Consider the following 9,401-nt stretch of genomic DNA (forward strand, 5'->3'; position numbering starts at 1 on the left):
ACACCCCACACCCCACACCCTACACCCCACTTTCTTATCAGCTTTAGTAATGATTGTCATCGGTTTTTTCAATCGAATAAATAAAAACGCCCCCAAAAAGGAAGCGTTTTTTAACTTATCATGAGGACTTAGCAAAATGTGTGCAGAGTTAGAACGCGGATGTTGGATGGGGATCCAGCATCTGTTTATTTTTAACCATCGATCGCCGGCACTGTCAAGGCCATGGGAATAGCATCACCGGAAGCTAAATCGAGGGGGAAGTTATACGTTCAAGTGTATTTACAGCCCCGGCAATGGTGTCCCTTTTTTGGGTTTATTTATTTAAAAAATTATCTCTTTATTTGTATATTTTTAAACTTGTATAAAATTGATTTAAGTTTTGTAAAAAGTAGTTGACAAAATCCAATCTAGATGGAATAGGACCCTATCCTTAAGGTTGACAAAATGTGGTAAGGTGGAGTGAGTAATAAAACTGATCACTAACCTATTATCAGTGACAACTGCCAAATTCACCAGAGAAGGCTAAATATAACTATGTCCAAACGGTTTAAATTCGACTCCTCCGAGATGATTTATCTCACCGATAAACTGATGAATGTGGCCAGCAATCGTTACTCGATCGTCGTGCAAGTCGCTAGACGGGCCAAGCGGGTCCGCTACGATACCGTAGAAAATATCGACGACCCGATGATTAAACCCGTCCAACGGGCCCTGATGGAAATGACCGACGAATTAACCGAACCGGAATTATTACGCGATTAATCCCCTAAAATTGCTGGGGAGCAACCCCTAAACTTCATCGGGGTTGATACCCAGCGCTCTTAGTCTTTCCGCTAGTCGTTGGGCTTTTTGTTCCGCTTCCTGTTTGGCTAAACCTGCTTGAGCGGCGATCGCCCTTTCCTCTCGATACTGGGAAGAAGGCGATTTTTATTGTAGGAAAGGTTAACCATAGCGATTGTTTTGACTAGGGAAATTACCAAGTATTCGGTTGAAAGTCGGCATCATTAATAATAGCCACCGTATCCCCGGAGGGTTTAATCACAAATAGACCTTTTTTATAAGCATAGCGATCAATTCCCTCGTTGATTTCAATTCCTGCCACTGCACCGTAGGCTCGATAGTTTTGATAATGGGGAAAAGCGATTTTAAAACGAGTCAATTTTTCAATAAATTCATCTACATCATCTTGAGATAATCTCGATTTACATTCCACCACCACGAGATCGGTATCATCCACCCCTAGGATATCAATTTCCATGGCGATGCCCTGACGTTTGACTCTAGCGCGGGGATAAACTTCTTTAATATCAATGCCTTTTTCCTGAAAAAGCCGTAAAACCGCCGGTTCTACCAACTCTTCCACAAATCGACCCCAGCGAGTGGTCAGACTATCTACCGCTTTGCTGGTTCGTTCTACGGTGCGTTTCAGTTCTGTCATCGAGCGATCGCTTTCTAGTTTAGATTCGGCCAGGAGGTTCTCTATTTCGACTCTATGGCGATCATATTCCTCAGCCCGGCGATCATATTCCGCCTTGGATTGGGCAACCAGGCGATCATATTCCGCCTTGGATTGGGCAACCAGGCGATCATATTCCTCAGCCCGGCGATCATATTCCGCCTTGGATTGGGCAGCCCGGCGATCATATTCCTCAGCCCGGCGATCATATTCCGCCTTGGATTGGGCAGCCCGGCGATCATATTCCTCGGCGGAAGCGCGGAATAGCTGGTAAATATCCTCAAGAGTTACTGGTTCACTCATAGACTTGCCTCTAAAACACCCCTGATCATTTTAGCGATTCTGTCGAAAAGCCGGACGAGAGCCAGAGAGCAAAACGGAAAGAAATATTAAGAATTATTTAAAAGACTTGACAAATGTGCGGGGGGGGGTAAAATATGTATGGAATTTACAACGCTCAAAGAGCTTAATTTTAGATGAAACTAAGTAGGGCTGGCTGAATAATGGTAAAACCCTTTTAAAATAAGGCTTTTGACCTGTTAAAATCCGATGTTAGTGCAAGAATATAGGATTGAGACCTTCAAATCTGCCTTCTGCCTGCTTCAATTTCTCTGACAACGCTCGAATTGAGGAATAAAAATGAACATCAAGTTTTCACCTGTTCCTGTTGAAGACCGAGAAAGGGGAAGAAACGGTAATTGTTACAATCCTGGTTCTCCCCTGACTGAAGGCATGAAAAAACAGTTTATGGAGGAGATTAAACCCATCTGTATCGAGATGGAAAGGAAATATGGCGTACCAGCAGCCTTTCTCGGCGGTCAAGCCGTTAATGAATCAGGATTTGGGTTAACTAGAACCGGATATTTTGCCAACAACTTTTGCGGACTCAAATTCGTAGGAGCTTGGGGACGAAAACCTCCTCAAATCATGAATGGTCAAGATTTCGGAGTCGAAACCTATCAGTTAATCGGTCAACCCGATGAAGCTTGGGATGGCTCAGTGCGAATCATCGAAAATTTAGGAGAAGATCGCCTTATCTTTGATGAATCTAGCCGCTACGATAACCGCTATTTCAAGTTTAAAAGTAAGCCTGAATTTTTTGATTTTCTCTGTCGGATTACCTACTTGAATGGCTCAGAAGGCCGACTCTACCCCAAAGATCTCCGCTACATTTTTGATGAATATCGACAAAACATCCAGCGCGGCATGAGTATCCGAGAAAGCTGTTCTTTAGTAGCTTGCCAGTTAGGAAAATCAGGATATTGCCATACGGAGGAAGGGAACGGAACGCCACCCCAGCGCCGATGCAACTATTACTCTAGGGTCATTACTGAGGCAATGGATGAATGGAACACTTACGAATGGACGAAAATTGCCCTAACTCAAAATTGAGGAAATAATATGGGGAGCATCTCATTTATGCAAGCGAGTAATTATACTTGTCCCTAAAACTGGTTTCTAGCAAGGCTTTCAAAATAGCTTGACATAAAAACCTGATTTAGGGGTTACAAAGGTGAGATGCTCCCATTCTTCGGAACTGGGAAGAAGGCGATTTTTATTGTAGGAAAGGTTAACCATAGCTCCTGCAAGCGTGGTATTTCATTGATGCCAATTCTAGCAGATAGCCTCGAGGCGCTCTGACCAAGGTAGTCCTGGCAGCGATAACCACAGCGCGCAACTTCCGCAAGAATGCTAATATAAAAAAGCTATTGGCTAATTTTTTCCTATTTTAACTCGCAATATGCTCCCGTCTAATCTCGATCGCATCGTCGAACGCCTCAAACGTCGTACCGATCCTAAGCAAAAATACGAACAATTACTAGCTTTTGCTAAAAAACTAGAACCAATACCAGAATCTGCCAAAATACCCACTAATAAAGTCCAGGGCTGTGTATCCCAAGTTTATATCACTGCCGACATCGAAAATGGCCAGGTTTGGTACAAAGGCGATTCCGACGCGCAATTAGTCAAAGGTTTAGTGGCTTTGTTAATCGAGGGGTTAAATGGACTGACTCCCTCGGAAATCCTGCAAGTCACCCCGGATTTTATCGAAGAAACCGGTTTAAAAGTCAGTCTTACCCCTTCCCGCGCCAACGGATTTTATAATATTTTCCAATTAATGCAGAAAAAAGCTCTCGGTTTTCAGTTGGGAATGTCCGCTTAGATGTCTAGTTTTCTGGTTCCGGTTCCTTTGATTCGGGAATCTCGCAGTTTTGGAAACGAGTATCCACCAGCGAACGGGTGCAACCCCAATTACTCGGTATTCCCGACGGCCAACCCATCCGCAAAGCTTCCGGACAGATGGCCATCACCGTTAGCTGACAGTCAATTAACTGAAAACCCTCTTTCTCACACTGTTTGAGACTGTGTTTGAGAATGGAATCATTGTTAAATTCGATGGTTTTATTACACTGAATACAGACCAAATGATGATGGTGGTGGGGATAGGGTTGATTGAGTTCGTAGTGTTTATGACCCTCGGCCAATTCCAACTCCCGCAAAATTCCCATCCGCGACATTAGTTTAACACTGCGGTAAATCGTCGATAAACTAATTCCTTCCCCCCGTTTGTCCAGTAATTCCTGCAATTCTTCGGCACTGAGATGATTGCCTTTCGGTAAATTCTGGAAAACGTGCAGAATTTTCTCTCGCTGGGGAGTTAAGCGCCACCCCCGTGCATTGAGTTCCGCTTTCAGGGAGGAGGCAGTGTAGGCAGACATAAGCGATCGACTCTCAATAAAAGCTATTTAATTGACAATGATAGTCGTTTCGGCGAGCCATTGGCAACAGTTTTCAGTAGTTGAAAATTCTCCCCGCATTCAAGTATGAAAAATTACTATGAAATCCTCCAAATTCCCCGTAATGCCAGTAATAATCAGATAAAAGCCGCTTTTCGTCGTCTGGCCCGGCAATATCACCCCGATTATAATCCCAATGATCCAGAGGCAGTGACAAAATTTCGCGAAATTGAACAAGCTTATCGGGTTTTGAGCGATAAAGACAAAAGAAAAGAGTATGATCGCAGTTTATCCCCAGAAATACCCACTTTTCAGCGCAGTGCCGAGGATTTTTATCAACAGGGATGGCACTACGCTCAAGAGAAAAATTATCAACTAGCGATCGCATTTTACCAGCAAGCGATCGCAATTAATCCGCAATTTTGGCAGGCCTATCTGCAGCGGGCGGAAGTTTACTACCATAATCAGCAGGATCGGCAAGTTTTAAGCGATTGTCGGCAAGTTTTGCAGTTAAAACCCGATTGTTCCCAAGCTTACTATTACCTCGGTTTATCCCGTCAACGACTCGGTTACACCCAATCCTCCCTAGAAGCTTATGGCAAAGCAATCGCCATTGACCAAAATAATCCCCAATTATATTATCAAAGAGGATTAGCTTTAGAGGAACTCTCGGAACTGCCAGCAGCACGAAAAGATTTTCAAATAGCGGCCAAGAAATTTAAGCAACAGGGAAATTTTCGCCGCTATCATGCCATTATTAATAAGTTAAAATATGTTCATAAAAGTTATCGACAACAGCAATCAATTAAGTGGTCAAAAACTCTTTTTATTATTTTTAATTTGCTGAAAATCTCTTTTTTATCTTTGCTCAAACCCAAGACCGGTCTAGCACAGTCTTTTTTAAAGCTTAACCGTAATCAGGCTTTGGCTACAGGGGTATTTGCGGCAATAATCAGCAGTTTTTTTATCGCTTTGACTTGGCAAAACTGGACAGTTAAATCCGAGTTTTTACTGTTATTAGGCTGGGCAGTATTTCCTTTTATTATTCTGACTTTATCTAGTTGTTTGGGCAGAAAATTAAGTAATAAATATGGTAGTATCGTCGGTGATATATTTTTAGGTGGCTTAATAATTTTGCCCTTTTCCCTCGTCATTTGGCTCACTTCCTATTTATCCATAAATGGCGATATTATCGGCGCAATTATCGGTGTAACTGGCGGTTATCTAACCGGAATTCTCTACTATGGTTATCGCCATTTATCCAATATTTCTTCGCCGATATCTTTACTTTTACTCCCTTTTGTGATAGGTTTTCTTACGGTTAATATCTGGGTAGTTTATTATTATCTCTAAATCTTCTGGGGTATTACAGTTAAATAAAATCTCGGAATTATCGATAATTAATTCCTCCACCACAGCGGCATTTAACCACTTTTGAAAAGAAGTGCCTCCCTGCTTAATATAAGTCTGCAAGGATGCTAAACAACGACGATGATAAAAAGCACAGAGAGGCTCCCAACGATTGCCGCACCGAGGAACCGAAGCCATAGCATTTTCTGGTACAGTGGCTAATAATCTTGACCATTCTTGAATAATTGAAGACCTGAGTAAAGGTAAATCACAAGGGAGTAATAAAACCCAATCGGTTGATACAAAAGTTAATCCCAAGGCAAAGGCCAATAAAGGCCCCCTAGTGGGGAGAGGTTCCTTGATTATTTGGCAGCATTGGGGAATGATCAGTTCATAACGTTCTGGCCAAGGCGTAATCACAGACACTTGTACTGCACAATCTTGGGCAATTAAACAGATATTCTCTAGAAAAGAGACACCCTGAAAAGATAACAATGCTTTATCTCGTCCCATGCGGGAACTTTGACCACCAGCCAGAATTAACGCCGTTAAAGCGGGAAAATCACTCATAATAACCAGTTTTAAAGGATAAACCACAGAGGCACAAAAAACACAAAGAAAAAGACAGAAAGAACAAGAGAGCCTACAAATCTAGGCAACTTGCTCAAACCTATGCTAGTCTCTTGACAATTAATAATGTCTCCCTAAATAAGCAATAGATGAATTCCCATTTAATCAAAGTTCCCTTTGTTGATTTAACTTGGCAAAATCAGCCCCTACAAGCAAAAATTACCAAGGCAATCCAAACAGTTATCGACCGGGGAGATTTTGTTTTAGGCCAAGCTTTAGCCGAATTTGAAACCGCCTTCGCCCAAGCTTGCGGAGTCGAGTATGCTGTGGGAGTAGCTTCTGGCACTGCTGCTCTTGCCCTGGCTTTACAAGCTTACGGCATCGGTGCCGGGGATGAAGTCCTAGTCCCCGCTAATACCTTTGTCGCCACCCTCATGGGTGTTATTCAAGCGGGGGCCAAACCGATTTTAGTTGATTGTCACCTCGATACAGCCCTAATTGACCTTGCGGCGGCCGCCCAAAAAATTACCCCCAACACCCGCGCCATTCTACCCGTACACCTGTACGGACAGATGGTATCACCCCAACAATTAGAGGATTTTGCCCGCAGCCATAGTCTGACCATCTTTGAAGATGCAGCCCAGGCCCATTTAGCCAGTAGAGAAGGTTATCGCGCCGGCAGTGTCGGTGTGGCGGCGGGGTTTAGTTTTTATCCCAGTAAAAATTTAGGTGCTTTTGGCAATGGCGGAATTTTAGTGAGCAATGATCCCGAAATTAGCCAAAAAGCCCGCAGTTTAAGAAATTATGGCGCACCAAGCAAGTATTTCCACACCGATATCGGCACTAATAGCCGTTTGGATAGCATACAAGCCGCCATTTTAAACATTAAATTACCCCATCTGGAAGGCTGGAATCAGACCCGTCAGCGAGCGGCAAGACAATATGATCGGCTGTTGGCTCCTTTAGCCGATAAGGGCATTTTACCCATAAGAGACGAAACCGAGACTGGTCATGTCTATCATCTCTACGTTATTCGCCTCCTCCCCCATTGTCCCGTTGATCGCCAACAACTACAAGAACAATTAACTGCCGTCGGTATTCAAACTGGCATTCATTATCCGATTCCTTGTCATCTACAACCGGCCTATCGCTACCTGGGTTATCAACAGGGAGACTTTCCCAATGCAGAGACTCTCTGTGAAGAAATTGTCTCTCTCCCCATGTACCCCGGCATCCGGGAGGAGCAAATTGCCATCGTGGTTGAACAGATCACTGCGATCATCGGGTAACATAAATTCAGAATTTGTCACTAAATCGCTCCGTCAGATGGGTATTAGTCCTTCCTTATTCACCGTCTCCCAGAAAAATCGGCAATCTTGGCTGATGATCGGTTTCTTGGCGGTTATCTATGGTCCGGTGATCTTTCACTGGTACGATGGTTGGCTGAATAAATCGATCAGCACCGAACACGAATACTTTAGCCACGGCTTGATCGGTCTTCCCTACGCCGCCTATATTGTCTGGCAGAATCGCAAAAAATGGCAACGCCTCGAAGATCGCTCCCACCCCCTCGGAGCGTTTTTGTTAACCCTAGGAGCGATTTTGTATCTCCTCGGTTCCTCCCTTTGGGTTAGTATGTCTTTTCCGATTATTTTAGCGGGAATCTGTCTCTGGTTAAAAGGAAGGGAAGGTTTTAAATTACAGGGAGTTCCCCTACTTTTAACAGCCTTAGCGACTCCTAATCCTATCCCCTACCTGATCGCTCCTTATACTCTACCCCTACAGGTTTTTATTGCTGCTTGCTCTGGTTTTATTCTCCGGCAAGCGGGCCTAGATGTCTCCGTTGACGGTGTCTATATAGCGGTAGAAGGTAGGATGGTGGAAGTCGCTCCCTACTGTGCGGGGCTGAAAATGTTATTCACCAGTCTCTACTTCACGCTGCTGCTGCTCCATTGGACTGATACCATCAAAAACGGCCGTAAAACCTGCTTTATGCTCCTCAGCGCCTTTGGAATTAGTGTCGGAGCTAACATCATTCGTAACGCGCTTTTAGCTTGGTTTCACGGCACAGGACAGGAGGAAAACTTTACATTATTCCACGATGGCTGGGGGGGCGATTTATACTCCGTCTTGATGTTGTTACTGATCTTTTTGGTCTTCCAAATCATGCACTATCGCGAGGTAGTCAGGAAACAGTCCCTGGCTCAAGAGGAAGTTAACCAGGATGATTAGTCGAAAAATTCCGGACGAGGTAAGTTTAGTGTTAGATAAAATCAAAAAAAAGCTACCGGGTAATTATTTACTGCTGTTGTGCTTGCTGCTGATTTTGATTTTAGGGGGTATCTTACCCAATTTAATTTCTGGCCAGTGGTCTTGGCTGGATCAACCGAGAATCGGTAATATTCAGAAAATGCTGGCCCTACAAGAATCGGGAATCAAGTTCTCTGACCTGAAAACCACCGACCGGAGCCAAGCTGAAATCGCTGAGAGAAAATGGTCGGTACAAGTGGTGGAAAGTCCTGAAGGCAAGAGGATCACCGTGCTTTTAAAGCCACAGGTTTACTATAAAAGTCAACCGGGAGTAGAATGGTCAGATATAAGTTCTATTAGTCGTTGGAATCAGGGGGAAACAACCGAGCTATCAATTCCCACCCAGTCAGGAGGAAAGGCCACGGCTAGATTCTATCGGGCTTGGACACAAAGCACTTTTGCCGTGGTGCAATGGTATGCTTGGCTAGGTGGTGGTCATTACGATCCCTCGGTGTGGTATTGGCTTGACCAATGGGCGCAATTAAAAAGACAAAGAGTACCCTGGATAGCCGTTTCCTTGCTGATTCCCTTAGAACCGATGAAAGAACTGCAAACTCTCACTCCCTTTGCTCTCAATCTCGCCACGGAAGTGCAGAGTTACTTAGAACAAAATGTCTTAAGTCAATTAACTTCTCTGCCTGAGACCAAAAAAGAAAAGTAGTTTTTCTGCTCCCAACTATCTGTTTAAAAAAAACTAGCTCAAGGCACTTTTCTAGTCCTTAATAGCTTCTTTGTTCCTCTCCCACTAGATAACTCTCAGAAAATAAATTGATATATCTGTTTGACATCCTCACCGCCGTAAACGGACGGTGATTCCCAAACCTCACGATTTAGGTTTCTGCTTCTTTCCCTTGCGGGGTTCCGCACCTGCCTTAACAGATTTACTCTGTTCTGGTCTTATGGTCGCTCTACAGACTGACACCGCAAGCCCTGCGGCCAAAATATTTTTACTGGCGTTAATATCTCGGTCATGGTGA

General features: G+C 43.9%; 10 protein-coding genes and 2 pseudogenes. 7 read left to right on the forward strand and 5 right to left on the reverse strand.

What is annotated here, in order from left to right:
* The first annotated feature begins 534 nt into the window (after positions 1-534).
* Positions 535-762 carry a DNA-directed RNA polymerase subunit omega gene (locus tag PN470_RS19025; protein WP_002737694.1) on the forward strand — a complete coding sequence of 76 codons (228 nt, stop codon included), beginning with the start codon at positions 535-537 and terminating at the stop codon, positions 760-762.
* Positions 763-789: 27 nt separating this feature from the next.
* On the opposite strand, the pseudogene PN470_RS19030 reads toward PN470_RS19025, so the two are convergent.
* Positions 790-906 (reverse strand): annotated as a pseudogene (locus tag PN470_RS19030) (Uma2 family endonuclease); the annotation flags it as partial.
* A 67-nt stretch (positions 907-973) separates the two neighbouring features.
* A complete protein-coding gene (locus PN470_RS19035) occupies positions 974-1,759 on the reverse strand; it encodes a DUF3782 domain-containing protein (protein ID WP_069475604.1) in 786 nt (261 codons plus the stop codon).
* Positions 1,760-2,095: 336 nt separating this feature from the next.
* On the opposite strand from PN470_RS19035, the gene PN470_RS19040 reads away from it, so the two are divergent.
* Complete coding sequence (locus PN470_RS19040; protein WP_002801637.1) at positions 2,096-2,848, forward strand: glucosaminidase domain-containing protein; 753 nt, start codon at positions 2,096-2,098, stop codon at positions 2,846-2,848.
* Positions 2,849-3,197: 349 nt separating this feature from the next.
* On the forward strand, positions 3,198-3,620 hold the full coding sequence (locus PN470_RS19045; RefSeq protein ID WP_002755684.1) for a SufE family protein: 423 nt from the start codon (positions 3,198-3,200) through the stop codon (positions 3,618-3,620).
* Between the two features lie 4 nt (positions 3,621-3,624).
* Here the strand turns inward: PN470_RS19045 and PN470_RS19050 are convergent, their stop codons facing one another.
* Positions 3,625-4,176 carry a transcriptional repressor gene (locus tag PN470_RS19050; protein WP_002737956.1) on the reverse strand — a complete coding sequence of 184 codons (552 nt, stop codon included), beginning with the start codon at positions 4,174-4,176 and terminating at the stop codon, positions 3,625-3,627.
* Between the two features lie 105 nt (positions 4,177-4,281).
* Here PN470_RS19050 and PN470_RS19055 point away from each other — a divergent pair, with 105 nt between their 5' ends.
* Positions 4,282-5,547 (forward strand): DnaJ domain-containing protein, encoded by a 1,266-nt coding sequence (locus tag PN470_RS19055; RefSeq protein ID WP_272104941.1) that lies wholly within the window; start codon positions 4,282-4,284, stop codon positions 5,545-5,547.
* Here the strand turns inward: PN470_RS19055 and PN470_RS19060 are convergent.
* On the reverse strand, positions 5,485-6,114 hold the full coding sequence (locus PN470_RS19060) for a molybdenum cofactor guanylyltransferase (protein WP_272104942.1): 630 nt from the start codon (positions 6,112-6,114) through the stop codon (positions 5,485-5,487). The two genes, PN470_RS19055 and PN470_RS19060, sit on opposite strands and share 63 nt — an antisense overlap.
* A 149-nt stretch (positions 6,115-6,263) precedes the next feature.
* On the opposite strand from PN470_RS19060, the gene PN470_RS19065 reads away from it, so the two are divergent.
* The 3 genes from PN470_RS19065 to PN470_RS19075 are packed head-to-tail and all read left to right on the forward strand — an operon-like array spanning position 6,264 to position 9,085.
* The gene (locus tag PN470_RS19065; RefSeq protein WP_016515697.1) at positions 6,264-7,403 is read left to right on the forward strand and encodes a DegT/DnrJ/EryC1/StrS family aminotransferase; all 1,140 of its coding nucleotides are present in this window, start codon (positions 6,264-6,266) and stop codon (positions 7,401-7,403) included.
* Positions 7,404-7,440: 37 nt separating this feature from the next.
* Positions 7,441-8,346 (forward strand): cyanoexosortase B, encoded by a 906-nt coding sequence (gene crtB, locus PN470_RS19070; RefSeq protein ID WP_272104943.1) that lies wholly within the window; start codon positions 7,441-7,443, stop codon positions 8,344-8,346.
* Positions 8,339-9,085: a cyanoexosortase B system-associated protein gene (locus PN470_RS19075; RefSeq protein WP_002792562.1), complete on the forward strand. Its 747-nt coding sequence runs from the start codon at positions 8,339-8,341 to the stop codon at positions 9,083-9,085. The genes crtB and PN470_RS19075 overlap by 8 nt, the downstream gene beginning before the upstream one ends.
* Positions 9,086-9,247: 162 nt before the next feature.
* Here PN470_RS19075 and PN470_RS19080 read toward each other — a convergent pair.
* Positions 9,248-9,401, reverse strand: a pseudogene (locus PN470_RS19080) (RNA-guided endonuclease TnpB family protein); the annotation flags it as partial.

The organism is Microcystis sp. CS-574 (assembly GCF_028329095.1).
Taxonomy (GTDB): Bacteria; Cyanobacteriota; Cyanobacteriia; order Cyanobacteriales; family Microcystaceae; genus Microcystis; species Microcystis ichthyoblabe_A.

Excerpts from the sequence above, each read along its gene's own strand:
- PN470_RS19055 (WP_272104941.1), top strand. The coding sequence starts at position 4,282 with ATGAAAAATTACTATGAAATCCTCCAAATTCCCCGTAATGCCAGTAAT.
- PN470_RS19040 (WP_002801637.1), top strand. The coding sequence starts at position 2,096 with ATGAACATCAAGTTTTCACCTGTTCCTGTTGAAGACCGAGAAAGGGGA.
- PN470_RS19075 (WP_002792562.1), top strand. The coding sequence starts at position 8,339 with ATGATTAGTCGAAAAATTCCGGACGAGGTAAGTTTAGTGTTAGATAAA.
- crtB (WP_272104943.1), top strand. The coding sequence starts at position 7,441 with ATGGGTATTAGTCCTTCCTTATTCACCGTCTCCCAGAAAAATCGGCAA.
- PN470_RS19035 (WP_069475604.1), bottom strand. The coding sequence starts at position 1,759 with ATGAGTGAACCAGTAACTCTTGAGGATATTTACCAGCTATTCCGCGCT.
- PN470_RS19060 (WP_272104942.1), bottom strand. The coding sequence starts at position 6,114 with ATGAGTGATTTTCCCGCTTTAACGGCGTTAATTCTGGCTGGTGGTCAA.
- PN470_RS19065 (WP_016515697.1), top strand. The coding sequence starts at position 6,264 with ATGAATTCCCATTTAATCAAAGTTCCCTTTGTTGATTTAACTTGGCAA.
- PN470_RS19045 (WP_002755684.1), top strand. The coding sequence starts at position 3,198 with ATGCTCCCGTCTAATCTCGATCGCATCGTCGAACGCCTCAAACGTCGT.
- PN470_RS19025 (WP_002737694.1), top strand. The coding sequence starts at position 535 with ATGTCCAAACGGTTTAAATTCGACTCCTCCGAGATGATTTATCTCACC.
- PN470_RS19050 (WP_002737956.1), bottom strand. The coding sequence starts at position 4,176 with ATGTCTGCCTACACTGCCTCCTCCCTGAAAGCGGAACTCAATGCACGG.